The sequence below is a fragment of the Kordia sp. genome, assembly GCF_050633145.1.
Lineage (GTDB): Bacteria > Bacteroidota > Bacteroidia > Flavobacteriales > Flavobacteriaceae > Kordia.
Window position 1 is genome coordinate 1 of sequence record NZ_JBOEFY010000075.1, and the last position, 25,473, is coordinate 25,473.

The window sequence follows — 25,473 nt, forward strand, 5'->3', positions numbered from 1 at the left end:
TCCGTTTGTGTTCCAGTTATGGTTGAGGATTGCGAATTTAAATCTACAGCAGTGAAACCATCAAAAGGAGTTTCGTCACAAACAATTAAATCCGTTGGCATAACTGCTACAGGGTTTTCATTGATAATTAAATCAAAGTTCATTGCTGTATTTGCACAGTTAGTTATGTTGTTAGTTGCACGTACATATATCGTTCTTGCAAATGTTGTATATGGACTTACAATTGCACCAGTATTTGTATCTGCATCTGCTTGCGATTCGTGGTAAGTAACATCAATATTGGCTTGTCCGTTGATTACTTCTGGATCTTTAATTGAAAGATCAAACGTAAATTGACTAGCATTGTCACTACATACTACATAGTCCGTAATAGGGTTTGTATCTGGTAGCGGATTTACCGTAAGCGTAATGTGTTCTCCCAAACCTAAACATGCATTGTTAGCATCACTATCTACACGAACAACAATGTTTTGAACATTAGGAGACGCATCATTCCTATGATTACTAATGTCTGCGATTGCATTTTCTTCTGCTAAAGCATCTGCAAAGTTTTCATAATAGGTAATTGTTAGTGTTTGACCTGTAGCTGTAAATAACGCGTTAATTTGTGCATCAGCATCACTAAAGTCAAAGGTTGCCACTCCGTTTGTATTATCTCCATCTACTGCATCATCATCACATACTTCATATGTTAGTTGGAACGTATCTGGAATTTGTGTTGCTCCTACAATTAGGTTTACTTCTCCTGTGCGGAAACAACCGTTTACAGTTACAATTCTTGCAAATACTTGTCCGCCATTACCGCTGTTGAATGCTGTGTCATTTGTGATAGGACTTGTAGCATTTTGCGCATTTGTTAAACTTGTGTAATACGTAAATGTTTCATTGGCAGCATCTGCAGAAAGTAAGGTATTTGCTTCTGTTAAGTTGAAATCAGATAAACCATCTGTATCATCGTCACATTGTAGTAATGCGACAGGTTGCATGATTACTGGAAGCGGATTTACAATTATATTGAACTCAATTGTGTCAAAACAATTTGGATTGTCTACATTTTCAATACGTGCTATTATTGGATCTCCACCAGCAATCGTATTTCCTCCAGCCGTTGTGTTTACGTAGTTTGTAGGCAAGACATTCATGGAATCGTTTGCATCAGCTTGATTAGCATAATACGTAATATTGAATTGCATGTTATCTTGTCCGCCTAAAACTTCTGTATCTAATGTAGAAAGATCAAAAGTGGCTAAACCATTTGTATCATCTCCATCTGCAGCATCGTCACATAGTTCGTAATCTGTTACAGGATTTGCGGTTGGCTGATCGAATACGTCAAAGTCAAAAGAAGTCGTTGTATCAAAACATACTGTACTATCATTATTTTCTATACGAACAAAAATAGTTTCTAAATCATACGCCGTTTGGTTTGTATATGGACTTGCTAACGGATTCATATTTGAATCTGCATCTGCCTGATTTGCATGAAATGTTACAGTAAATAATGTAGCGTCTTGTCCGTTTAGAACAGTTGTTGCAAGTGTATCTAAATCTAATTGTGATAAACCATCATTGTTATCATCACAGATGAGTTGATCTTCAATTTGATTGGCTACAGGTGTTGTAAATATGGAAACATTTGCTTCACCCATTAAAGGACATTCACCATTGTTTTGTTCTATTTGTACTGCATATAGTCCAGCATCTGCTAGTGTTACATTTGTTAGATTTAATTCAAAAGTAGTTTCTGCTAATGGATTTCCATTGAGCGTCCAAGTATAGGTAGCACCAGCAATATCATCCGCCATAAGCGTATAATCTTGAGTAGTACATAACGACAGTTCTGTCATAGAAACTCCGTTACGAATAATATCAACAGGTGTTGCAAATAAAGATTGGATAAATGGAGGCAATCCAATCCTTGAAAGGTTTGTATTTGTATTTGTTATATCTAGTAATATTCCATTTTGGTTGTAAATAACAGCAGCACCATCGGCTTCAGGGTTTTCGATAACACCTAAAAAACGTCCTGTATTTGCCGTGTTACTAAAGTCTAATAAAGCACGGTAAATTTTTCCATCGATTCCTACTTGGATTGCTCCGGCTGAGAATGTAAATGAATCGTCTATTGTAAATTGAGATCCTGGAATGTCTGCGGCTAATAAATCATATTGTAATAATAAGCTGTTTCCAGTTCCGCTATTTCCTAATCCAACGGTTGCATATAATTTAGTTCCTTCAGGAGAAAACTCAACACCATAAGGCGCATCTCCATCATATAATTCTAGTTCATTAGTTACAATTCCAGTAGCATTATCGAAATCGTATAACATCACTTTTCCTGGACCATTTCCACCTTCTATATTTGTGAGTCCTAAATGTGCAGCTGCTAGCTTGTTTCCTTGTGGAGAAGCTTTTAAATATCCAAGAGCATTTCTTCTATAACCAGAAATAGGTATTTCTGTTGGCGTGCTACTTATAACTGGCGTTGTATCTACACCAGTATTATCAATTTTAAATGCGTAAAAATCATCTATAAAGTGTGTAATTACCCAGAAAGATTCACAATCGGCACTTTTAACAGCTGATATTTTTTCAGAACATTTAAATCGTGTTTCTTGCGTATCTGTAGTGTCATACGTAATTAAAGGGATATTTTTTTGAGCGTTGTCAACAAAACCAATTCCATCAGTCATATCAACAACCGTATAATTTAATCCATTATTTACTCCGCCATCATTATGATGTGGCTCATCAACAGTGAAAATATAGTAAATATTAGGGTCTTGAGGTTTTGGAATAATAAGTGCAGACGATGTACTAGAACTGTCTCCATTTAAACCTGTACCATTTGTCATGATACCATGGTTTCTATTCCAAACAGTAATTCCATCAGAATAAAATAATAGATTCCCATCAGCGTCAGAGATCGAAGCACAACCTTCTAAAGTGTTTAAACTTCCATCTGTAACAGCAGTTACATTTCCTGTATCAGGATCAAATTGTAATCCTGCATTTTGACCAAAGTACCAGTTTGCAGCTTCTCCTTGTGCAAATAGTATTGTTGGTAGTATGATAAGAATAAATAGTAATTTTTTTTTCATCTGTAATCGATATTTATCTAAGACATAAAAATGCTCAATAATCCAATGTAATAACTCTTTTCTGTAGTTATTATTTTAAATTTTTGAGAATTGTTCTTTTTTAAAGCGAGTATGACTGAAATAACAATTTATAAAAGTTACCAAGGTTTACTTATTATTGGGGGAAAAGGTGGTATGTCTTATAGTGAAATACTTCATAGCAATTTTCCATACTCAACAGCCGACAAATATACTAATTACGAACTAAAAAAAGAGCGAATTGCTTCGCTCTTTCTGTATAATCTATTGGATTTATATATTATTTTGTTATAAATCTCTTCGTTCTAATAATTTGTATGATGAAAATATAAAAATCACAACCCATATTGAGGCAATTAGAATTTCGTGCCAATGTACAGCATAGTCCGTTACAGGCATTTCTTGTGAATTATGGATAGCAATAATTCTAGAAAATGGTTCGTCAATTAAATTCCACATTGATGCGAACGGGAAAAATTGCATGATTTCATTTGATGTATCGTAATTATACCATTTAAATCGGAACAATCCGTATAAGATTAATTCTACGATAAAGCTGATAAATAAAAAGCCTAAAGCAAAAGCAGAACGTTTTATCAATACGCCAGCAAATAAACAAAAGCTAAAGAAAGCTAGTAGTTTTATGAAATAGGCTAAAATAAATTCTGAGCCACCAAAGACGTTATCCAAGTACAAGTCTCCCGACGGTGTATTAAAAACCCCTATTGTTAGCGTAATGATAAACACCAATGCTGTAACTACAATAGAATAGGATAGTATGAAATAAAATTTTGAAAGAATGACTTCTTTTTTACTTAAACCATCAATGAGGTTTTGTTTTAATGTCCGATTGCTGTATTCATTTCCAATCATGGAGACGACGACAATAGCAAAGAAAAATTTAAAAAAGGCAATAAAAAATGTAGTGATATGCCATATGTATGGGAACTCAAATATTTTTGTTTCAGATAAATCTAAGGTGAAATACCCGAAAAAGTTAATTTTAATTGAGGAAAGGATTAATATCGATAGTGGAAAAACAAAAGAAATATAAAGCAGTATTCTGCTAGTTCTGTTTAACCATAGTTTTTGGAATTCTATTTGTAATAAACGTAACATAGTCGTTGTTGGATAAAATTAGTTAGATTGGTTTTCAGTTAGCATTAAGAATTGCTCTTCTAAACTTTCTTTGCGATTTACTAAGTGCGATAATACAATGCCTTTTTCAAACATTGCTTTGTTAAAATCGGCTGCATTTAAAGGCTCTTTTAAGAAAGCTGTGATGAGTCCATCTTCTTTTTTGATAGAACCAAAAGCAGGATGATTTTCTAAATGCGCTAGTAACTCATCTTCTTTGTCAGTTTTTAACTCAAAAAATCCTTGACTTGATACCATTTCATCCACACGACCAGAATAAATTTTTACTCCTTTTCGCAGAATAACTACATGTGAACATACTTTTTCAACTTCATCCAATAGGTGAGAAGCCAATAAAATGGTAGTTCCTTGTGTAGCAATGTCTTTAATAATCTCTCTAATTTGGTGTATTCCTTGCGGATCCAATCCGTTAGTAGGTTCATCTAAAATTAAAATTTCAGGATCATTCAATAGGGCAGAAGCAATTGCCAATCGTTGTTTCATTCCTAAAGAAAATGTTTTAAACTTGCTATCTTTTCGATCTATAAGTCCAACAAGTTCTAGTTTTTCTTCAATTTTAGTTTTAGATACATTTTTAATTTTACAAACCAGCTTTAAATTGTCATAAGCGGTCATGTATGGGTAAAAATTTGGTCGTTCAATAATAGCACCAACTCGTTTCAAAGCATCGTGTACAGCAACTTCGCCATTAAACCAGTGAAAATTTCCAGTAGTTTTATTTACAACATTTAAAACCATTCCTAAAGTGGTAGATTTACCACTTCCATTTGGTCCTAAAATACCGTATACATTCCCTTTTTCAATGGTGAATGATAAGTTTTGTACTGCTTTGACATTCTTGTAATTTTTACTAAGATTTTGCAGTGTGAGGATAGTTTCCAATATAATTCTGTTTTTTGATTGATTGTATATAGTTGACGACTCAATTTTAAAATTGTTACAAAATATACAGAAAGCTTTTTAAAAAATAGAAAATATCGAGCTTTATATGAAAAATTGAAAAAAACTTTGTCAATAGCTTCTAATTGCGTTTTTCGGTACATATTTAAACTTTAGTGTAAGCTTTTTTTATACAAGATGATGTATTTTTAAACCTTATTATTAAATTAAAAAGAAATAAAATACAATCCGTCAATGCAAGAACCAATAATATCTAAAAAGAAACCTGCATTTCCAGTAAATGAATTGCTTAGCGAATATCTTTCCGAGCATGGTAGAGCCATAAAAATCCCCATATTTTATGACGACTTATTACGATTTCAAGGTTCTGTTGTCGTGTATGATGCAGATGATAATGATACACTTTGGGTGCGAACATATTATAATGAATTTGAGCGACAAGAAATTGATGTAAGCTTAAAAAAAGTATATTCAATTTTGCATTCTGATGGAAGTGAAGACATCATTCAATACTTAAATGTAGATGCAATAGACTATTGTACGTTTGGAAATTCAAAACCTTTTCGAGTAAAAATTCGAAACATACTGAATGATAACTACACGTATTTTTATATCAAAACTGCTGATGCTTCTAGAATTTATGGTTTGGAATTAGAACATATTTTATCTCCTAATAACCTCAATTTTTTAGTTTATAAAAACACACTTATTGAAGAACATATAGCAGGAATTCCAGGCGATGTTTTTATAGAAAACATGTTGGAAGACTGTACCACTTCTGAAAAAGCACAGATTGCCAAAGAGTTTGTAAAGTTTAACGAACGTTGCATGATACGACTGCTAGGCGATATGCGTTCGTACAATTATGTAATTGTGCCCACGCACGATTTTGATAATGTCGTTTTTAAAATTAGAGCGATTGATTTTGATCAACAATGCTATGAAGGAAAGTTTAAAATTTACATGCCACAATTTTTTAAAGAAAACTATAAAATGGTCAGGCTGGTAGGTGAAAAATTGCAAGCAGATTCTATAGAACAATACAAAGCAGAAGAACGCTCTATCATTGCAAAACGAATGCTAAGTTCTGAAAATCGTATTCAAGAACTATTAGAATGTATGCAGAAAGATACATTGTCTACCAAAGAAAATGTAACACAACTCACGCAACGCGTTTTTGAAGTTACCAGAGATATAAATTTTAAAAACTTAACTTCCATGGGCGATGTACTATATGGAGCCTTGCACTTTGTCCGTAGAAATTATGAAAGTGTAATTCGATAGAAATAAAAAAGCCTTTACTATTATAGTAAAGGCTTTTTCAATTTATGCTTTTTGTTCTTTATTAAAATATACTAAGTAATAATACATTTGCTTTTCCTCGTCCCAACCTTTTTCTACAAATTTCTCGGCAGATTCAGGATTGATAAAGTCCAGCTTGATTTGAATATTTGTATCTAAGCTAATCGTATTCTTAATACTTTTACGAGCAGAAGAAACGGCTTTGTTAGCAATTGGAAACTCAGAAACATCTTCAATGCTATATTTAGGTCCTTTCTCTACTTTATAGTGTTTAAACTCTGGAATTAAATCTGGATTCTCAATAACATCGTTTAAGAATTCTGTTTCTTCAAAGGTGTCATTTTTTGCGAAGTGATTCACCGCACGGTTCATAAACATTACTTCTTCCTTCTTATCTTCCGCAGGAAACACAACATCTTTGGCGAAGTTTTGACAGAACTTTAAGTACTTTTTTGTGTAAAAGTTTTCATCGGCAAATGCATCCACACCTAAGAAATGATCTAACCAATATTTAGTATCATATTTATTGCTATCGACAGAAAGAATTTTGTAACCTTCTTCTTTTTTTACATTAAAAATAATACAACCTTTATCTAATTTGTTTAATGAAACTCCTTGTTGGAATAACACATCTAAATTACTTCCGTTTTCTTCAAATTGAAGGAAATCGTTTTTAATCTCTGATTTAAAAATTCCGATCGCATCTACTTTCTCATTGTCAATTACTACGCTTTCAAAATATCCAACATATACTTCACCACTTTTAATATGTGGATGTTGTGATTGTTCGAAAAGTAATGAAGCAATCTTTTTTGAATTTTCATGAATCGTTGCCGAATCGTCAAAAATTGCAGTCACTATTGCGTATAATTGATTAAACTCTAAATCAACTTCATTTGTAAACTGAAAGTAATTTTCTTCTTTCTCTCTAAATGGTTTGAAGAAATATTCTTTTAATAATGGCGTAATTTCATCCGTTAATTGATACGGTTCTGAAGAAAGAAATACATTTTCGTTTCTACTTTTATTCCCAACTTTATGAATAGATAGGGAATCTATTTGTGCACTGTATAAATTGATCATTATAAGGGTGTAATTTTTTTCTTTATGAATGTTATACTGCCACTTTCGTAAGACTTTTTCTTTGTACGTTTCCAATTTTCCTAAGAATGTAAACGTTCCGATTGTGACATTGTTGAAACTCAATTTTTTAATCAAAAAGAGCTCTTGTTCGGTTCGGCAAAAATAACAAAAAACAAAGATGAATGATAAAATTCACAGCTTAACTTTTAATAAAAATGACGAGTTTACGTTATAGAATCTCTTTTGGTATCTTTATTGATGCAAAAAAAAACAAAACCATTACCATGAGAAAAAAGTTAAAAGTAACTCCAATCAGAAGGTATAAAACACCAAAATATCCTTCCTATCTTGATGAAAGCCCTTTGTTAATGTCTCCTAGCGTTTCAAAAACAGGTTATTATGCTACAGCACTTTTGGGAGTGTTTGGACTTTTTGCATTTTCAACAAATTCTAATAACACAGGAGAAGCAAAGGTAAATCCAATAAAATTTAAAGAACTAGGTTTTCCTCACACGTATGCAGCTTATGGAACAGGATTGCCAGATAGACTTAATAGAGAAACAGCAGTAGCTATTATAGATTCTATTTTTCTGGCAAATAAAATAGATCTTGTAAAAGAATATCCAATTTCTAAAAACGGACTGAATTTTAATGCAACTGGATACAATAAAAAGCACAATATAGGCTACGTTTGGCTCGATAGCAAGAATACAACTCCAGATTGCTATAATTCATGGAGGAGTAGATTTAACGAATCTTCATTATTGCCAGAAGATTTGATAGCGTATAAAGAATTAATGCAACAAGTAGAAAAAAACCAAAGCAGTTATGAATCCGTAAGTAAGTTTTTTAGAAACTTAACTGAGCAAAAAAGATATTATAAACTATTAGAATTAGAACGAAGTTTGTGGAACAATCCTACGTTAAAAGAACAAATCAACAAATACATTGCAGATAATCGAAATTACTCTGATAAAAATTATGGTAAAGAAATTCTAGACGCATACGATAACGAAAAAGTTGATTTGGAAGAAATGAAGCAACTTGTTGATGAAGAAAGTACTAGCATAGCTGCACTTTCATTGTATAATAACAAATTAGCATACCATTCGTATGGTTATATGGTAGATGAAGAAGGGAATTATGTCGAAAGAAGCGGAGATGCTAGAAAGAAAGCCATTGAAAATTTAGAAAACCTAGTTCAAGACTATATAGATTGGGCAAAATCTGAAGGGAGATTTTAATGAGTACATCCATAAAATACACAGCAAATTTTCATGTAACACATGATTGCAACATGCGTTGTAGTTACTGTTACGCAGGAGAAAAAACGAAAACTTCAATGAATCAAACTACGATACAAGAATCTATAGATTTTGTAGTAGGCGAAGTGCAAAGAAAAAAAGCAACCAAATTAGTGATCGCTTTTTTAGGAGGTGAACCTTTAATGGAAAAGAAAAAACTCTTTTATATACATGACGAATGTAAAAGAAGATTAGGAGATGAAATAAACATTGTAGGTCAATTATCAACAAACGGATTATTGCTTACCGAAAATTTGATGAAAGATCTTACCGATAGAAACATCATGGTATCATTGAGTTTGGATGGAACTCCAGAAACAATGAAAAAACAACGCCCAACAATCGGAAATTCTGATTACTCTAAAATTATGGAACGTACCATAAAAAGTGTATTAAAACACAATCCGTTTACAAATGCTTTTTGTGTGGTTACACCTCAGTCTTCGAAAGATTTGTATGATAACATTACTTGGATTTACGATCAAGGATTACGTTTTATTAATTGTACTTTAGATTATTCTGCTGAGTGGACGTATCAAGATTTTGAAATCTTAGCTGCCGAATATGAGAAATTAGCAAAATGGTATGAAGAAAGATGTAACAATGTTGAGCATTTTTATTTAAGTAGTTTTGATGAGCGAATTCAAACACATACAAAAAAACCTGCTGCTTGCGCCAATAAATGTAGTATAGGTAACAATCAAATTTCTATTGCTCCAAATGGAGATATTTATCCATGTATGCAATTTGTAAAACCGGCACATCAGGCAGATCCAAGCGTACAATTAGGAACTGTTAAAGAAGGATTGGTAAGTTCTAAACTAAATCAACTTAGAGCAGATATTATAAAAGATAAGCCTGAATGTTTAGGATGTAAATTAAAAGATCGTTGTTCTACGTGGTGTTCTTGTATCAACTACTCTTCAACAAAAAGTGTCTCAAAAGCAAGTCCAGTAGCATGTTATCATGAAAAAACGCTAATTCCTATTGTGGATAAAATGAGTACCAAACTTTGGCGAGAGAAAAATCAATTGTTTATACAAAAGCATTACAATCCATTATATTCTTTTGTTGCGCAAGCAATGACAAACTATAAATAGTTGATTTTTTATAATTTAATTTACTGTAAATAGGTAACTGAGCTCGTCGAAGTTAGTTCCAGTTTTCATCAAAATTCAAACTATCATAATCATTGATGTCTAAATCTTCGTCGTCTTCCAATCCGTATGGATCTTGTTCTGCTTCAAACTGTTTGTCTGGAGCACTATCTGGAAGAATTCCGTGAGAGAATAATAGATTCGGATATGATATACCACTTAACGGTTCTGCGATTTCAGCAAGTTCTATTAGAAATGTCCACATATTCAAAAAATCGTACACATAAATCAATCGGAGTTGATCTTCAGAAAGTACACCATCAAGTGTAGTTTCATTCATCAATCGAATAGAATCTTGTCCTTCGCTCATATCAAATTGAGAAATCTCTTCTCCTTGATTCCATTCATCATCACTCACATAAAAAGACGCCATTTCCATTCCATCAAATCCAAACGCTTGTGTAATGGCATTATGGAAGTCTTCAAACGTTGCATCTTCCTGAATTTCAATGTCTCTAAAGACATCTTCTGCTGCATCTAATATTACTCTAAATCTATAAATCATGCTCGTTAAAAAAATTGGATTGCAAATTTACAAACTTTCTGCTTTGTTTTGCGTTTTATTTGCTTCTAAGATAAGATAAAATTGAATTCCGAATAATATCGTAGCTAAAACGATGTGGATCGTTTGTGTTCCAAACGGGAAATCGAAGTAATACATGGCAATTCCCGAAAGGATTTCTAAGCCTAATAAGACCATTACCCAATATACTTTTGTAAAGCCTAATTGTAATTTTTTGAAACGATAAAACAACCAGATATTCAGTAGTAAAACAACGATGGAAAACGTTCGGTGAATATAAAAATCTAATTCAGGATTTGCTAGCCATAACGATTGACTTGTTTCACCTATGGTTTTAATTTGTTCGTCTACAAACTGTCTTACTTGTGTTCCTAATATGGTTTGAACCAAAGTCAATAGAAGGGAAGCATACAGTAATTTCGTAAACAATTTGTCACTTGTATGTGCTTTTACTTTGTTAGAAGTTGCATGTATAATGTATAATATTGCCGCAACAATCACCAATGCCATTACCATGTGAATGGTAATTTTGAATGGAGCCAAATTAGAATCAACCACCGTTTTTCCTAGCCAGGCTTGAAATCCCATGCCAGCAACGGTGAAAAATGATAAGAGTGTAATGATTTTTTGTTCTTTCCAATACCAACACGAACCTATAAATAGCAGTAATGTAGCCAAACCAGCTAAGGCGCCAAACAATCTATTTATGTATTCAACCCAGGTATGAAAAGCGTTGAAAGTTGCATAATCATGTTCGGTATATGGTTCCCAGTTTGTGGTGTTAAAACTGTTTGTAGTTGTAAAATCTTCTTTGGCAACTTGCAAAGCTTCATCTACAATAATTACCATACCATCTTCGTAAAAATGATCTGGTTGCCATTGCAATTGTGCTTCTTCTGTTGGCGGAATTAAATATCCAAAACATTTTGGCCAATCTGGGCAACCCATTCCACTTCCTGTCATACGAACAACCGCGCCAGCTATAATAACAAAGTATACTAAAACTAAGGTAACTTTTGCAATGGTGTTGAAATTCTTCTTCATTTTTCGGTGTTTTCTACTAAACCTAATTCTTTTCCTTTGGTAATCATATACGCATGTGCTGCTTCATATTCGTTCGGAATTTCACCTTCCAAAATTGCTTCTTTTATGGCGTGTTTTATGATTCCGATTTCTCGGGAAGGTTTTAAGTTGAATGTTTTCATGATTTCTTCACCAGAAACTGGCGGTTGAAAATTACGTACATGATCGCGTTCTTCAACTTCTACAATCTTCTCCCGAACAACTTTGAAATTATTGTGATATTTTTCAAACTTTCGCGGGTTTTTTGTGGTGATGTCTGCTTCACAAAGTGTCATTAAATCTTCTACATGATCGCCTGCATCAAAAACCAAACGACGTACGGCAGAATCTGTCACACCATCTTGCGATAATACGATTGGGCGCGAACTCATCATCACCATTTTTTGCACAAACTTCACTTTTTCATTCAATGGCATACGCAAACGCTTAAAGAGTTTGTACGCCATTTTTCCACCAACAAATTCGTGTCCGTGAAACGTCCAACCTACTTTTTTACTAAAACGTTTGGTAGGCGCTTTTCCAATATCGTGTAACAATGCAGCCCAACGCAACCAAACATTGTCTGTATTTGGACAAATATTATCTACGACTTCTAAACTGTGGTAAAAATTGTCTTTATGTTTCTGACCTTCTATTTCGTCAATACCTTTTAAAGCGACTAATTCAGGTAGAATATGTGGTAAAAGCTGCGTTTTTTCTAACAGTATAAACCCAATAGAAGGTTTGCTACTCATTAAAATTTTATTCAACTCTACAACAATACGTTCTTTCGATATAATTTTAATGCGATCGGCATTTCGTGTGATGGCTTCTAGTGAAACGGGATCGATTTTGAAATCTAATTGTGTTGCAAATCGGATGGCGCGCATCATACGCAACGGATCGTCCGAATACGTTATATCTGGATCAAGCGGTGTTACAATTCGTTTATCTTCTAAATCCTGTAAGCCGTTAAACGGATCGAGTAAATCTCCAAAAGTGGCTTCGTTTAAACTCAAGGCCATTGCATTGATAGAAAAATCACGACGATTTTGATCATCTTGAAGCGTTCCGTCTTCTACCGCAGGATTTCTGCTGCCACGTTCGTAACTTTCTTTTCGAGCGCCTACAAATTCAACTTCAATTTCTTTGGTTTTAATCATGGCAGTACCATAATTTTTAAACACTTGTACTTTGGGTTTATTTGGTAGGAGTGAAGCTACTTTTTTTGCCAATTCAATTCCGCTTCCAACTGCAACAACATCAATATCTTTTGCATCGCCACGTTTCAACAAAAAATCACGCACAAAACCACCAATTACATACGTTTCAAGCTGTAATTCGGTTGCTGCTTTTGAAATGGTTGAAAATATATTGAGTTGTAAAGCTTCTTTGTAATTCATTGAATTTTGTTGTTAGTTTTTTGTTGTTAGTTGGTAGTTTGTAAACAACTAATAACCAACAACGAGCAACTAGATTATGCTCTTATTATCTTAATAAATAAAAATCTTTTGCAAATTTACGAAAGTTTTTTGTGTATTACGAAAGTTTGAAAACATCATTACTTACTATAATGGCATTTATTTTTTGATGATTGTCTAAAGAAAATTTTGCCTAGAAATACTAGCTATAGTAAAGTAGTTTTTGCTTAGAATTCACTACTATTTTTATATCCGTGATTAATTTGGTTGAAGAGATTGTGCTTTTACATATAATAGAAAATATATAATAACTTTAAAAAGTGTACTTTTAAGAAAGTATATACAATTCATGACATATATAAACTTATGAAAAACACGATAAAATTTGGTATTGCAATTCTATTTTTGGTAGTGCTTAATTCATGTAAAGACGATAGTTCAAATAGTAAAAGTAATTCGCAAAATAATAATAATGAGCTATATGATTGTTTTTGTGGTGATAGCAAATTCTCATCTGCACTCTCAAGAGATTCATTAGATTATAGAACAGCTTTCACAAAATTTTACTTTGAAGACTCAGGAGACTATGATTCTATATTGAAGTCACTAGATTCAATGCTTACAACAAAAATGAACTTGAAAGATACTTCAGAGCCGATTCTTATTTTTAAAAAGTTGCTTATTGGAGGAGAAGGTCGTATGGAAGCATGTAAAATTTCAAATGATTTCTATATTAAAGAATTATTATTCTATGTCCGTGAAGTCCCAATGAGTCATAGAGAAGTTATTAATTCAAAATATGTTAGAACAGAAAAAATCACAAAAGTACAAGTAGGTGAAAAATTTAAAAATGTTTACACTAATGGAGCGCTATGCCAAAAATATAAAACGAAAGTATCTTTTGTTTTGAAATGGGTTAAAAATATATATGCGACTGATACTAGTGAATCGAAAATAGATCAAGGTGAAATTATTTTTGCGAATAATAACGGTACTGGGTATGATGTTATTGTAGAACAGCCGATATTAGCTAAAAGATAATAATAATTTAAAAAATTATGCATTCGTGGTGATCATTCTAGCAACCAATAACTAATAACAAACAACTACATCATGCTCTAATAATCTTAATTTCTCCATTTGATCGCAATTGAATAATAGTCGATGGCTTGGAGTCTTTTTTTTCGTTTTGCAAATTTACAACATAGTCCACATCTTTTAAAATCTCAGCGCTGATTTCTTTATAACTTTTCGGTGTTGGTTGCCCGCTAATATTCGCTGAGGTAGAAACTATTGGACGTTTGAATTTGCGAATGAGTTTTTGGCAAAATTCATCATCAGGAATACGAATTGCTAATGTATTGTCAGAAGCAACTAAGTTTTTAGCTATTCCGACAGGATTGTCATAAATAATTGTAGTTGGTCTGTCTGCTGCTTCAATCAAATCATAAGCAACATCGGGAATGTCTTCTATAAAGCGTTCTAGCATTCGAATATCACTAACCAAACAGATTAACGCTTTGCTTTCTTCTCGTTGTTTTAAAGTATAAATTTTTGCCACAGCTTCTGGATTTGTAGCATCGCAACCCAATCCCCAAACCGTATCTGTAGGATATAAAATGGTGTTTCCTAACTGTAATTGATCAAAAGTTTTTTGAATTTCTTCTGTCATGATTCAAATCGAATTTGCTGTTTTTGTTTTAATGATTCAGACAAATGAGCACCTTTCCACACAAGAGAAAGCATAAACCATTTTTTTGGCTTGATAAGAAAGCTTAGGCAGAAATAACTTCTAATGAATAGATATTTCGCATAAGAATAATTCTTCTTTATTACATATAAATGTGAAATCATGCCTTCTTTACTGATGGCTTCAGAAACTCCTGTACTCACACCTTGGTAATGCAAAATTTTTGCTTCTGGAACCAAAACACTTGAATAGCCTTCTTGACGCAAGCGAAAACAGATATCCATTTCTTCAAAGTAGAGAAAAATATTTGTGTCAAATCCGCCAACTTTCTCAAAAGCTTCACGTCTAAAAAACATAAAAGCGCCGTTTACAAAGTTTACAGAAACTGGATTAGTATATTCCTTTTTGCGTTTTGGAAATTGATTGGACCAATTTTTCTCCAAGAAACTTCTTCCTAATAATAATTTACGAATGCCTTTATCATGATCAAATGAAATGACATGTTTGTTGTGTTCATCAAAGTTTTGTGCTGTAGAAACTCCAACATTTGGATTGGCTTCCATGTACGAATGCAAGATTGACAAACAATCATTTAGCAACATAGCATCATTATTCAAGAATAAAATATACTTTCCGTTGGTAAATTGAGCGCCAAACATATTTCCGCCACCAAAACCTGTATTAATTACACTTCTATGTAGCGAAACATGATTGTGCTTTGGAAAATTTTCTTGTAAGTGTTTAAAATCTTCGGCTTTTGAATTGTTGTCAACAACTACAATTTCGTACGACAGTGATTTGTCGGTGAATTTGAGGACGGAATCAATACATTCTAAGGTGTATTTTGCCGTATTATAATTGATGATAACAATCGAAATATTCTTCATAAGCACAGTAATTGTGCAAAACTACACAATTTTAGGTTGAATTTTATATTTTTGCGGAAACACAAACCACAATTATGGGACTTCGTTCAAAATTTAAAAAATACCTTTTGCATAAAAGATTACCGATGGAGACTTACGAACCTATCAAAAAGACACGACCAGAAAAGATTAAAGAGATGGTGACGGCTTGGGCAGGTTTGGAGTTGATTATTGAAGATATCATAGAACGTTTTGATATTGGTCGCGATTCTTGCATTGAGTTTGGTGTTGAATTTGGCTATTCTTCAGTTGTATTTTCAAACTACTTTAAAGAAGTAAAAGGAATTGATATTTTTATCGGAGACGAGCATACCGATCATAAAGGTGATCATTACGAGAAAACAAAAGCATCTTTGGCCGAGTATACTAATATTGAGTTAATTAAGTCTGATTACCGTGATTGGATTAAAAAAGATGATAAGCAATACAACTTTTCGCATGTAGATATTGTACACAACTACAAAGAAACGTTTGAATGCGGATTGTGGGCAGCACAACATAGTGAATGTACTATTTTTCATGATACTGAAAGTTTTCCAGAAGTACGTAGAGCTGTAATTGATATTGCAAAAGCAGCAGGAAAACGTGTGTATAATTATCCGCATTGCAACGGATTGGGAATTATTGTGTAATTTCTATTGAAATCGTCTAAAAAAATACTCATTATTGCGCCATTTGCTTTTGGCTACACAGCGCATATTCAAAAAGCATTGCAACAATTTGAAACGGTTGATGCACAGATTTTGTATTTGGATCAACCAGCTTTTGCTTATAAAAACACGCTTCACAAAGCGCAGAATTTCTTTTCAAAATTGATTTTTGGAAAGAATTTAAAAAAGACTTTTGTTACTGATCGAATCAAAGCTTCTTTGACGCAACTTGGAAAACAAGACGAAATTTTTATCATTCGCCCAGATATGTTGTCGGATGATTTGTTGAATTTTATAAAAGATAAAACACAAAAATTTATTGCGTATTATTATGATAGTACGCGTCGTTTTCCACGAAAAGTGGACATCATTCCTATGTTTGATAAAGTGTATAGTTACGATCGTTTGGATGTTTCAACATATAATTTATCTTTTTTGACGAATTATATTTTTGAAGAAAGTAATTATGCAAAGTATGACCATCAGTTTTTTAATATTTCTACCAACGATTACCGTTTTCCATTATTAGAGAATTTAGCAAAATACTTAAAAGAGAATAATTGGACGTATAACATTCAAGTGTATAACGGAAGTGAGATGCCTGCGGAGTATGTAGAAATTATTACGACACAAAAATCGATTCAAGAAGTATCTAATTTAATTCAGAAAGCTAAGATTATTGTTGAAATTCAGCGAACCGAACAAGTAGGTTTGTCATTCCGAATCTTTGAAGCGTTGGGACATCGTAAAAAACTCATCACAACAAATAAAGATATTGTAAACTACGATTTTTATCATCCGCAAAATATTTTGGTTGTAGATGAAAACAATATTGAAATTCCAGCAAATTTTGTGACTTCTGATTATGTAGAAATTGACTCAGCAATACTTTCCAACTATAAAATTGAAAATTGGGTGAAACCTATTTTTGAATTATAAAAAAAACACCATCATTATGCGTATAACAATGGTGTTTTGTAAAGTTTTTATATGAGCATTAGTTATGCAGCTGCTTTATTAATGACACTTTCCAATTCTTTAAAAGCTTTTTCTTGAGATCCTTTTAGTAAAGCTTGTTTCACAAAACCAGCAATGATTTCAATTATGTTTCTTCGAATTTTTACACTTTTCCCAAAGTACGCATTCATCATCTTATTGGGAATAATATGATTGATTTTTACAGTATCTTTATTTACAAAAAAAGCTTTTACAGCGTGCATTCCACTTTTTTTAATAATAATACATTGGGCTAGTTCTCCGTTTGCATTTGTTCTGTGTTCCCAAATGTCATACTCTTTTGAACATTCAAGATCAGATGTTTTTTCTAAAAACTGATATAGTTTGTCTAGAGAATTATAGTCGTTTTTAATTTCAATTAAGTTTTCCATTGTTATTTTATTTTTAGAATACAGTTCATTTTGAAACAAAGAAACTCTTTCATGCGCTAAAAATAAACTCTTGTAATTGATGTTTTATAAAAAATCAACTATAAATAGTGTGCATTTGTGAAGTAGTAGTGAGCATTTTTTGACATCATAATAAACTTTTCTTTTGCTAAAAAATGCAATATATTTTTTAATTATTTTCTCAGGTATTGAATTGAACAGAGTAGTTTTTCCTGAATCCCTTGTGAGTTTGCCTTGACATACTATTAAATATCAGAAAAAACTAATGAAGTAAGTTATACGAAGAATTGTGGAAACACCCTGCAAAATGACGCAAAAACGAATCATTTTGCAGGGAAAATTTTAATGGTCTCTTGGCATACAATTGCAATTATAACCTCCAGTTTCAGATACACATAGTGAAGTAGCCCCATTACAGCAACCTGTTCCTCCTTGACAAGGACCTTCACAAGTTGCGGCTTTTCCTCCCAAGATAGATCCATTCATACTAGCTACGAATTTCTTGTTCAATCTTAATGATTTAATCTGTTGTTTTTTCATAATAAATATATTTTTAATTAACTATATAATAGTTCATCAACACATATTTTGTTACCCATATTTTAAGGTATAAAAAAATACCATTATCACTTTCGTAACAATGGTATTTTACCAAAAAAAACTAAATAAACTTAAGGTATTTGTAATTACCTCAAATAGTATCTAATTTTAAAAATTAGATACTACAAAATCTTTTTATTTATTGTAATGTGTATGTAACAACTGCGCCTCCTTCGTATTCTAAGACGCTACCATCTTGAAGTAATATTTCATTTCCATCATCAAAAAAGTTAAATCCAAATAAAAGGTCATTTGGAAACTCAAATGTTATGGTAGTTTCGTCTTCAGAAAGCGTTCCTGTAAATTGTAATTCATTTTCGTTATAGAAAAACTTAATAGTTTCGCCAACTTGCATGTATGTATTTGCAGTTCCATCTGCATGAGAACAGTTCATGCGTTGCGAAAGATTTCCGTTTCCATCATCATCCACATATAAAGAAACTGCATCAAAAGTTGGATTGGGAACTCTGAAATCAGTACCGAAACTTAAAGATAAATCAAAACACAATTGTTCTTCCATTAAGTCTGTTGAGTATATTCCATCTCCGTTTGCGTCGACTGGAGTATCAATTTCAAATCCGCTTCTTAAGTATGTTCTTCCTAAAATAGATGGAGGATTATCAGCAACACAATCAGCGTTGTTTTCAGTAACTGCTACAGGTGTTAAATCAGAATCAACATCATCTACATTACAAGAAACGCATATTCCTAGTAAGAATGCAGTAATAAATAACTTTTTCATAGTGGTATTGGTTTTAATGTTTAAAGTGTTTGTTTGTGTAGTTTGAGAAGTTTTTTACTATTGTCGTTCATATACTAAAGTAGCGCTACCTTGATATTGTTCAATGGTTCCGTCTGGTAATAAAATATCGTTACCGCCACCAGCGAGAAAGAAACCGTATAATTGATCGTATGGTAATTGAATTGTTAACGTATTTTCATCATCAGAAAGTGTTCCTGAGAACCTGATTTCTCCACCAAAACAGAAATCAACATTATTTCCTGTTTTTATATATATAGGCAATGTCCCATCTGCATGAGAACAATAAATAGCTTGTGCATCATTCACTACTTGCAACGAAACAAAGCTTGATTCTGGGTTCCAAACTCTAAAATTAGTGCTAAAAGTCATTGCGTCTGCGCTACAAAGTCCTTCGTCTTTTAAATCAAATGAAAACACTCCATCGCCGTTTCCATCAACAGCGGTTTCTAATATAAAGCTACTTCTAAAATAAGTGCTTCCTAATATTGATGGCGGATTACTGGTGTCTGGAGTACAATTATCTTGTTGTGCAGCTTCTTCGGAGCTTACAACGATAAAATCTGAATCAACATCGTCGGTATTGCAAGAAGATAAAATTCCTAATAAAATTGCGGTAATAAATAACTTTTTCATAGTGGTATTGGTTTTAATGTATACATCCTAGATGTATATTTATGAAAAAGGTTGCGTGCTAAAAGGTAATTTGAAGTGAAAAATATAAAATATAAATCTTTATAAAAAAACAAAAGCGATTGTAAAATAACATGCTTTACAATCGCTTTTAAAACTTTAAAGTTTAATGGTCTCTAGGCATACAATTGCAATGTTCAGCACCTACAGTCTCTGATACACATAAACCACTATTACCACCATTACAGCATCCTGTTCCGCCTTGGCATGGACCTTCACAAGTTCCAGCTTTTCCACCAGCCAATTCATTAAAATTTGCAACAAATTTTTTGTTCAGCTTTAAAGATTTTAAATTCTTTTTTTTCATGTTATATATTTGATTGGTTTATATAACAAGAAGTCCTATTTACAAAGATTTGTTACCCAATATGATAAAATGAATTAAAAAATGCACAACAAACAGTAAACAAAGAATGAAAAACTAAAAGCACAAGTGTGCGATCTAAGATCTAAGATCTAATAGCGAAGCAGTCTAAATTAAACTACGATACACTTCTTCGTATTGTTTGGCAGTCGTGTTCCAATCAAAGCTCTGTGCACGTTGAATGTACGCGTTTTCGTAAGTCTCTTTGTTGGTTTCAAACGTATGCATTCCCTTTTCAAAAATACTTGCCATATATTCAGCATCGTAATGATCCCAGAAAAAGGCATGATCGCCACCAATTTCAGGCAAGGAAGTTTTGTTTGATAAGAACACAGGCTTTCCAAAACGCATGGCTTCAATAGGTGGAATGCCGAAACCTTCACGTAACGATGGAAATACAAAAGCAGCACAGTTTTGTAAGTAATATTGTTTGTCGGTATCACCAATTTTTCCAGTGATGAATACGCGATCTTGTAAGTTATGTTTTTGAATCGTTTCAGCGAGTTTTCCGCTAGCGTATTCCGTATTGTTATTTCCCGAAAGGATTAAATTAAAATCGGGTAATATAGCTAACATTTCTACTAAAGTGTGGAAGTTTTTTCGTGGTGTAAATTCACCAATGCTAAATAAATACGGTTTGTCAGATGTAATTTTTGGTTGATAGTTTTCTGGAAGCGTGACTTCACGAATTGGGTTTCCATTATAAATCACATATTCAGGAACGTTTGGTACGTCAAAATGTTGGTGTGTAGACGCTTTTGCAAAGTTTGAAATGTACGTAATGGCACTACTTCGTTCTAGTTTTTCACGAAAACGTACATTGCGTTCGTGATTCATATCGCTTGATTCTTCTTCAATGAAATTCACATCGTGAACTGTCAATAAATACGGAATATTGTGATATGGTTCAATCTTAATATTCTGATTCAACGAATGCCATAAATCGTATTTTTTACGAATTCGCATCATTGGATACCGACGAAATGATTGATACTTTTTATACTCAAAATAATTACCAAACTCGTCTTTTAGTGAGCTGAGGTTTTTCGCGTGAAGCGTCATTTTAAAATCATCAATTTGTGCTTCATACAATCCTTTTATCAAATGATAATTAAATTGTCCAAAGCCAAAGTGTAAATTCTTAATATTATGTGATTCTAAAAAAACGTTTTTCATGTGTTCAAATTTATTATTTTTTAGCGGGCACATGCAACCTCACACAAACCTTTTTTCTTAAAAAACAAACTTTGTAAAATTTCGGTTTCATCTGTTCAAATTAGTCTATTTTTCGGTACATCGTCCATAATTGCAAATAGCGTTTAAACACTGAAAACGCGTGAATATAACATAAAATAAATCCTTCTTTTCCATCCAAAATTCCTAAGCGTAAAAAGTATTGGTGTACAAATCGATACCAAGGGCGAAAGAAGAAATGATACATGTTTGGGCGTACATTTTTTTTGTACAATGCTTCTGCTTGCAAACGACTGTAATGACTCAATTTTTCATTGTAATTATCAAAACTCTTATAAGTTTGATGCGCTACGGCATTTTTAAGTTTCCCAATCTTCTCAGTAGTTTCAATCGTTTCATGGACAGGTTTCCCGTTGTAACGACAATAGTTCTTGTTGAACAATCGCACAGAAATATCAGTTTGAAAACCGCTGTATTTCATTCGTTTTCCCATAAAATGGAAATCACGTTTCACATGATAAGCTTTCATCGGATTTTCAGAATTTACAGTAGTAACTATTTCATCTGCTAAGACTTTCGGAATTTCTTCATCCAAATCAAAAAACAAAATCCAATCGTGCGTAGCTTGATCGATTGCAAAGTTTTTCTGAGATGAAAAATCATCAAACTTTCGTTGAATCAATGTAACATCATGCTTTTTTGCGAGTGCTACAGTGTTGTCAGTACTAAACGAATCGACGATAATAATTTCGTCTGCAAAAGAAAGTTGGGCAATATATTTTTCAATATTGTCTTCCTCATTATAAGTAATCGCTAAAGCACTAATTTTTGTATTCATATAAAGCAGAAACTACTTTTTTACTTTGAAAGTTATACAGTAGCGACAAAAGTAATGATTTTAGATAGAATATAGAGTTGTAAACTTATTCAGTATATAAACTCATATCATTATAGGTGATGTTCAGAACATTTTTAGTTGTAATCAGAACATTAAAATTTATTTGCAAGTGTAATTCATTAATTTAATTGGAGTTATTTTCTTATGTTTTCGTAAGAAAAAGTAATTATTAACCTCAAATTTAAACCAAATTAATATGTGCACACGAGTAATTTACACACCAAAAGAAAAGCAGAGTTATGTAGGTCGTAATATGGATTGGGCAGTAAATCCGACACCTGAACTATGGGTAATGCCTCCAGAAGTTAGAAGACGAGCAATGGCAAAAACGGAAAGAGGACAAGAATTTAAATGGAAATCAAAATACAGTAGTGTGATTGTTTCTAATTTTGGAATTTCAAACTCTGACGGATTGAATTCTGAAGGACTTGCCGTGAACCTATTATGGTTGTCTTCGTCAAAATATCCAGATGGACCACCTAAAAAAGGTTCTTATCCAATGAGTATGAGTATTTGGGCTCAGTATATACTTGATGTTTGTAAAAGTGTAAAAGATGCTGTGTACGCTATGGAAAACATTTACATTCAAACGACAACAATTCCAGATGATCCATCAAAATTGGCGACTTGCCATTTGTCAATTGGAGATAAAAAAGGAAACTCAGCCGTTTTTGAATATATAAATGAACGTTTGCACATTTATACAAATGTTGATACTAGCGGAATAAATAGTTGCGATTATCCACACATAATAAAACATTACACGCAAGATGAAATGCGAGTGATGACAAACGATCCAAAATTTGATACACAAATTGGTTCATTAGTCTATTGGGATTCACTCAATGAAGTATATAAAGATGGACCCGCATTATTGCCTGGTTCCAATTTGTCTTTAAGCAGGTTTGTACGGGCAACCTATTTTACAAGACAATTGCCTATGAATGTAAAACAAAATTTAGCATTGGCAGGATTGTCAGCAGTTATTAATAATGCAGCGCAGCCTCAGACAAGTTCTGAAGATGCCGATTTAAGCAGAACGCAATACAGTTCTTTTGCAGATCAGTCAAGATTGCAATACTTTTTCCGCTCTGCCTATGGTCCATTTTTAATATGGATTGATTTATTGGATGTCAATTTTGATAAATTAAAAGCTAAAAATAAAGGAAAGAAAAAAAGATATGCATTTAAGCTTCAACTGAATGAAGATGGTGTTTTTCAAGATTGCGATAATAATTATATGAGCGGGAAAATGAACGCATATTTAAAAGTAGAAAAAATGTTTCCCTTTTTGCCAATACCATAGTTGCTACATTTTTAGTTGTTGTAAATTGAATAAGTTTAGTAGTTTTGTTGAGAATTAATTTTTCAATCATTGAACCTTTCAACAATTCAATAAAAAATAGATGCCAAACTTACCCATTTTAATGTATCATGGAGTCTCTACAAAAGCTTCTGAAAGTAATGGATTGACGATTTCTACAAAAAACTTAGAAGCGCAATTTCGCTACTTAAAAGAAAATGGATACACAAGTTTGCATTTTAGCGATTTGCAACAACTAAAAGATTCAGCTGATTTTCCTAAAAAAGCAGTCATTATTACATTTGATGATGTATATGTAAATCAACTAGAATTGGCATATCCATTATTGCAAAAGTATGGTTTAAAAGCAGCTTTCTATATTCCTTTTAAATATGTTAATGGTGTTGATGAATGGAATACGAACAGCGAAAAACTCATGTCTGTAGCGCAACTTAAAAGCATGGACGAAGCTACGATTGAATTAGGATTGCATTCGTTCGCACACAAAAAATACGATGAGCTTTCAGAAGATGAGATTGACGAAGATTTTGAAAAAAGCAAGGCGTTTATAATTGACAACCAATTGAATGTGAGTAATGTATTGGCGTATCCGTATGGTAAATTCCCTAGGAAAAATCCAGTACAGAATATGTTTTTTAATCTACTAGTAAAACACCAAGTTGCGTATGGTTTGCGTATTGGAAATAGAGTCAATAAATTTCCTTTCAAAGACAACTATCAAGTACAACGTTTAGACATTAAAGGCGAAGATTCTTTAAAAAAGTTTAAGTTCAAATTACGTCATGGAAAATCATTTTTCTTTTAGTAAAACTCAGCTTTGAGAAATCTGGAATATGCATGCAAAACATAAAATAAAAAATCCCGCTTTTTAGCGGGATTTCATGCTTACATCAGTTCTAGTGTTTGAATTTACTTTGTCCTTTCTGTAAATTCAAGAATTAAGAGTTATTCTAAAATTAAATTTAACTACGACTCTACAGGCAAAAGAGTTCTTAGGGAAGAACTCTTTTGGTAGTAATAAAAAGGGTAATGTACCTTAGAAAAATACACTATATTAAAAGTACGATTTATTGTTAATCTGTGTTGAGTTTTTAGATAAATGAAAGGGCTTTTGTAGACGAATAGCAAGAAATTTTTTTTCTTTCCTTTTATCGAATTCCTTTCTGAAGTAACATTAATTTTACATATCGTGAAAAAACGCCGTACGCATTAATGCCCGCTACAGCCAAACCAGGAACGCCATCCATAAAACCACGTTTCACAATATATTCATGGAAAAAACGATACATTGGTTTAAAAGCCAAATGAAAATAGGTCGCTTTTTTGCCTTTTTCTAACATGCGTTCTGCCTGAAACCACGCGTAACTATCTTTCTTACTGATATAATGCATCAAACCTTTGTACGTGTAATGCAGTACTTTGTTTTTTAATTTTCCAACCGAACCATCAACAATCAATTTTTCATGTACATTTCCTTCAAAATGACACTTTTCACGAATCACCAATCGCGTGACATCATTATTATGAAAATATAAAAATCGATTCATATAAAAGTGCGGAAAATTCAACTTGTACGCTGTATGTTTTCCAGAATTCATTGCGGCAATGATTTCTTTTTGAAGTTGATGTGTAATGCGTTCATCGCCATCTAAAAACAATACCCAATCGCAGGTAGCAAATTGCAATGCATGATTCTTCTGATTGGAAAAATTATCAAACTTTCTTGAAATTACTTTGCAATTATGTGCTTCGGCAATCGCAACAGTTTCGTCTGTACTGAGTGAATCTATCACAATAATTTCATCAGCAAATTGCACCGAATACAATGCATCTTTCAAATACAAAGCTTCGTTATACGTAGGAATAATGACAGATAGTGTTGGCATGATAAATTTAAAGCACAAAAGTACATATAATTTTTTCATTAAAAACTTTATCT

The 25,473-nt window shown here is 32.6% G+C and carries 24 protein-coding genes and 1 pseudogene; 8 read left to right on the top strand and 17 right to left on the bottom strand.

Annotated elements, in window-relative coordinates; all coding sequences use genetic code 11:
* From ACRBBL_RS24675 to ACRBBL_RS24685, 3 genes and pseudogenes are all read right to left on the bottom strand, one after another.
* Positions 1–3,101, bottom strand: a pseudogene (locus ACRBBL_RS24675) (CUB protein); the annotation flags it as partial.
* Positions 3,102–3,407: 306 nt separating this feature from the next.
* Positions 3,408–4,238 carry an ABC transporter permease gene (locus ACRBBL_RS24680; protein WP_431371769.1) on the bottom strand — a complete coding sequence of 277 codons (831 nt, stop codon included), beginning with the start codon at positions 4,236–4,238 and terminating at the stop codon, positions 3,408–3,410.
* Positions 4,239–4,256: 18 nt separating this feature from the next.
* Positions 4,257–5,159 (bottom strand): ABC transporter ATP-binding protein, encoded by a 903-nt coding sequence (locus ACRBBL_RS24685; RefSeq protein WP_431371770.1) that lies wholly within the window; start codon positions 5,157–5,159, stop codon positions 4,257–4,259.
* 252 nt (positions 5,160–5,411) lie between these two features.
* Between ACRBBL_RS24685 and ACRBBL_RS24690 the strand changes: the two genes are divergently transcribed.
* The gene (locus ACRBBL_RS24690; protein ID WP_431371771.1) at positions 5,412–6,461 is read left to right on the top strand and encodes a hypothetical protein; all 1,050 of its coding nucleotides are present in this window, start codon (positions 5,412–5,414) and stop codon (positions 6,459–6,461) included.
* 42 nt (positions 6,462–6,503) lie between these two features.
* Here ACRBBL_RS24690 and ACRBBL_RS24695 read toward each other — a convergent pair whose 3' ends face one another.
* Positions 6,504–7,562 (bottom strand): nucleoid-associated protein, encoded by a 1,059-nt coding sequence (locus tag ACRBBL_RS24695; RefSeq protein ID WP_431371806.1) that lies wholly within the window; start codon positions 7,560–7,562, stop codon positions 6,504–6,506.
* A 284-nt stretch (positions 7,563–7,846) separates the two neighbouring features.
* Between ACRBBL_RS24695 and ACRBBL_RS24700 the strand changes: the two genes are divergently transcribed.
* Together ACRBBL_RS24700 and ACRBBL_RS24705 are read left to right on the top strand one after the other, a co-directional pair.
* On the top strand, positions 7,847–8,806 hold the full coding sequence (locus ACRBBL_RS24700; RefSeq protein WP_431371772.1) for a hypothetical protein: 960 nt from the start codon (positions 7,847–7,849) through the stop codon (positions 8,804–8,806).
* Entirely contained in the window at positions 8,806–9,966 is a 1,161-nt protein-coding gene (locus ACRBBL_RS24705; RefSeq protein ID WP_431371773.1) for a radical SAM protein, read from the top strand. Before ACRBBL_RS24700 ends, ACRBBL_RS24705 begins: the two co-directional genes overlap by 1 nt.
* A 52-nt stretch (positions 9,967–10,018) precedes the next feature.
* Here ACRBBL_RS24705 and ACRBBL_RS24710 read toward each other — a convergent pair whose 3' ends face one another.
* Genes ACRBBL_RS24710 through ACRBBL_RS24720 form a run of 3 tightly spaced genes read right to left on the bottom strand, consistent with a single transcriptional unit; the run spans position 10,019 to position 13,011 of the window.
* The gene (locus ACRBBL_RS24710; protein WP_431371774.1) at positions 10,019–10,528 is read right to left on the bottom strand and encodes an IS1096 element passenger TnpR family protein; all 510 of its coding nucleotides are present in this window, start codon (positions 10,526–10,528) and stop codon (positions 10,019–10,021) included.
* 27 nt (positions 10,529–10,555) lie between these two features.
* Complete coding sequence (locus ACRBBL_RS24715) at positions 10,556–11,590, bottom strand: COX15/CtaA family protein (protein ID WP_431371775.1); 1,035 nt, start codon at positions 11,588–11,590, stop codon at positions 10,556–10,558.
* The gene (locus ACRBBL_RS24720) at positions 11,587–13,011 is read right to left on the bottom strand and encodes a CCA tRNA nucleotidyltransferase (RefSeq protein ID WP_431371776.1); all 1,425 of its coding nucleotides are present in this window, start codon (positions 13,009–13,011) and stop codon (positions 11,587–11,589) included. Before ACRBBL_RS24720 ends, ACRBBL_RS24715 begins: the two co-directional genes overlap by 4 nt.
* Before the next feature lie 384 nt (positions 13,012–13,395).
* Between ACRBBL_RS24720 and ACRBBL_RS24725 the strand changes: the two genes are divergently transcribed.
* Positions 13,396–14,070 carry a hypothetical protein gene (locus tag ACRBBL_RS24725; protein ID WP_431371777.1) on the top strand — a complete coding sequence of 225 codons (675 nt, stop codon included), beginning with the start codon at positions 13,396–13,398 and terminating at the stop codon, positions 14,068–14,070.
* 70 nt (positions 14,071–14,140) lie between these two features.
* Here the strand turns inward: ACRBBL_RS24725 and ACRBBL_RS24730 are convergent, their stop codons facing one another.
* The gene (locus ACRBBL_RS24730; protein ID WP_431371778.1) at positions 14,141–14,701 is read right to left on the bottom strand and encodes an L-threonylcarbamoyladenylate synthase; all 561 of its coding nucleotides are present in this window, start codon (positions 14,699–14,701) and stop codon (positions 14,141–14,143) included.
* A complete protein-coding gene (locus ACRBBL_RS24735; protein WP_431371779.1) occupies positions 14,698–15,606 on the bottom strand; it encodes a glycosyltransferase family 2 protein in 909 nt (302 codons plus the stop codon). The genes ACRBBL_RS24730 and ACRBBL_RS24735 overlap by 4 nt, the downstream gene beginning before the upstream one ends.
* 125 nt (positions 15,607–15,731) lie before the next feature.
* Between ACRBBL_RS24735 and ACRBBL_RS24740 the strand changes: the two genes are divergently transcribed.
* Both ACRBBL_RS24740 and ACRBBL_RS24745 read left to right on the top strand, forming a co-directional pair.
* The gene (locus ACRBBL_RS24740) at positions 15,732–16,277 is read left to right on the top strand and encodes a class I SAM-dependent methyltransferase (protein WP_431371780.1); all 546 of its coding nucleotides are present in this window, start codon (positions 15,732–15,734) and stop codon (positions 16,275–16,277) included.
* Between the two features lie 6 nt (positions 16,278–16,283).
* Positions 16,284–17,234, top strand: a complete 951-nt coding sequence (locus tag ACRBBL_RS24745; protein ID WP_431371781.1) for a hypothetical protein — start codon at positions 16,284–16,286, stop codon at positions 17,232–17,234.
* A 62-nt stretch (positions 17,235–17,296) separates the two neighbouring features.
* Here the strand turns inward: ACRBBL_RS24745 and ACRBBL_RS24750 are convergent, their stop codons facing one another.
* The 7 genes from ACRBBL_RS24750 to ACRBBL_RS24780 form a co-directional block, all read right to left on the bottom strand.
* Positions 17,297–17,683 (bottom strand): hypothetical protein, encoded by a 387-nt coding sequence (locus ACRBBL_RS24750; protein WP_431371782.1) that lies wholly within the window; start codon positions 17,681–17,683, stop codon positions 17,297–17,299.
* 360 nt (positions 17,684–18,043) lie between these two features.
* Positions 18,044–18,241, bottom strand: coding sequence for a hypothetical protein (locus ACRBBL_RS24755; RefSeq protein ID WP_431371783.1), 198 nt, complete (start codon positions 18,239–18,241; stop codon positions 18,044–18,046).
* Positions 18,242–18,440: 199 nt separating this feature from the next.
* Complete coding sequence (locus ACRBBL_RS24760) at positions 18,441–19,043, bottom strand: hypothetical protein (RefSeq protein ID WP_431371784.1); 603 nt, start codon at positions 19,041–19,043, stop codon at positions 18,441–18,443.
* A gap of 57 nt (positions 19,044–19,100) precedes the next feature.
* Entirely contained in the window at positions 19,101–19,697 is a 597-nt protein-coding gene (locus tag ACRBBL_RS24765; protein ID WP_431371785.1) for a hypothetical protein, read from the bottom strand.
* Positions 19,698–19,860: 163 nt separating this feature from the next.
* Positions 19,861–20,061, bottom strand: a complete 201-nt coding sequence (locus tag ACRBBL_RS24770; RefSeq protein ID WP_431371786.1) for a hypothetical protein — start codon at positions 20,059–20,061, stop codon at positions 19,861–19,863.
* A gap of 165 nt (positions 20,062–20,226) precedes the next feature.
* Positions 20,227–21,294 carry a glycosyltransferase family 4 protein gene (locus ACRBBL_RS24775; RefSeq protein WP_431371787.1) on the bottom strand — a complete coding sequence of 356 codons (1,068 nt, stop codon included), beginning with the start codon at positions 21,292–21,294 and terminating at the stop codon, positions 20,227–20,229.
* A 100-nt stretch (positions 21,295–21,394) separates the two neighbouring features.
* Complete coding sequence (locus ACRBBL_RS24780; RefSeq protein WP_431371788.1) at positions 21,395–22,150, bottom strand: glycosyltransferase family 2 protein; 756 nt, start codon at positions 22,148–22,150, stop codon at positions 21,395–21,397.
* 256 nt (positions 22,151–22,406) lie between these two features.
* Between ACRBBL_RS24780 and ACRBBL_RS24785 the strand changes: the two genes are divergently transcribed.
* Positions 22,407–23,516 (top strand): linear amide C-N hydrolase, encoded by a 1,110-nt coding sequence (locus ACRBBL_RS24785; RefSeq protein WP_431371789.1) that lies wholly within the window; start codon positions 22,407–22,409, stop codon positions 23,514–23,516.
* A gap of 100 nt (positions 23,517–23,616) precedes the next feature.
* Positions 23,617–24,339, top strand: coding sequence for a polysaccharide deacetylase family protein (locus ACRBBL_RS24790; RefSeq protein WP_431371790.1), 723 nt, complete (start codon positions 23,617–23,619; stop codon positions 24,337–24,339).
* A 343-nt stretch (positions 24,340–24,682) separates the two neighbouring features.
* On the opposite strand, the gene ACRBBL_RS24795 is transcribed toward ACRBBL_RS24790, so the two are convergent.
* Positions 24,683–25,459 (bottom strand): glycosyltransferase family 2 protein, encoded by a 777-nt coding sequence (locus ACRBBL_RS24795; RefSeq protein ID WP_431371791.1) that lies wholly within the window; start codon positions 25,457–25,459, stop codon positions 24,683–24,685.
* Between the last annotated feature and the right edge of the window lie 14 nt (positions 25,460–25,473).